Here is a 1,081-nt window from a genome sequence, read left to right on the forward strand (position 1 = left end):
CGGAGCTCACCGGCGGGAAGGCCGGTGAGCTCCGTGTCGTCGAGGAAGACACGACCCGACGTGGGGCGCTCGAGCAGGTTCAGGCAGCGGATGAGGGTGCTCTTGCCGGCGCCGCTGTGGCCGACGATGCCGAACACCTCACCCTCGGGGATCTCCAGCGAGATCCCTTTCAGCGCCTCGACCCGCTGCGGGCCGTCGCCGAACGTCTTGACGAGCTCCTCGGTGCGGAACAAGGTCACTTCCCCCCGGCGACGGGGATGACCGAGCCCGGGTAGGTCGCGCTGATGTACTGCGCGACCTCGGGTCCTTCGAGGATCTCGCTGAGCCGCTGCACCCGGGGGTCGTCAGCGAGCGCGTCGGGGACGGTGAGGATGTTCGCGTAGGGGTTGCCGGCGGCCTGCTCGAGCAGCAACGCGTCCTCGCTGGGGGTGAGCCCCGCCTCGAGGGCGACGTTGCCGTTGATCAGCCCGAGCGCCGCATCCGGCAGTGACCGGGGGATCTGGGCCGGCTCGACCTGACGGAACGTCAGGTTCTTCGGGTTGTCGACGATGTCGTTCTCGTCGATCGTCAGTGCTTCGCTCGACGTGTCGCCGTACGGGTAGGGCAGGGTGATGAGCCCGGCCTCCTGGAGCAGGTACAGACCTCGGGCGACGTTGCTGACGTTGTTCGACAGCAGCACCAGCCCGCCGTCCGGCACCTGGGTGAGGTCGGTGACCGTGTTCGAGTAGATGCCGTAGGGCTCGACGTGCACCGTCGCGGCCTCCTTGAGGTCGGTGTACCCCTTGTCGGCGCTGTCGGAGTTGAGGTACGGAACGTGCTGGAAGTAGCTCACGTCGGCGTCGCCGTTCTCGACGACGTCGTTGCCGTTGACGCCGTCGGTCTCCTCGATGATCTGGAGGTCGAAGTCACCCTCGGTGAGGTCGCTCTGGATGTGGCGGAGGATCTCCGAGTGCGGCGTCACGGAGGCGAACACCCGCAGTGGCTGGTCGGCGGCGCTGTACTTCCCGCCGTCATCGGATGCCCAGGGGCGCCAGACGAGCAGGCCGGCGGCCACGAGGGCGAGGGCGACGAGGCCGGCGAT

Annotated in this window: 2 protein-coding genes; both read right to left on the reverse strand. The window is 68.3% G+C overall.

All coding sequences use genetic code 11. The features are described 5' to 3' along the window. Positions 1-233: ATP-binding cassette domain-containing protein (locus PLL68_RS04060; RefSeq protein ID WP_324531884.1), on the reverse strand; the 233-nt coding region annotated here is incomplete at its 3' end. Positions 234-235: 2 nt separating this feature from the next. Then, positions 236-1,081, reverse strand: an 846-nt coding sequence (locus tag PLL68_RS04065) for a MetQ/NlpA family ABC transporter substrate-binding protein (protein ID WP_324531886.1), incomplete at its 5' end; no start/stop codon positions are given.

Origin of the sequence: Ornithinibacter sp. (assembly GCF_035443565.1) — a bacterium.
Classification (GTDB): Bacteria; Actinomycetota; Actinomycetes; order Actinomycetales; family Dermatophilaceae; genus Fodinibacter.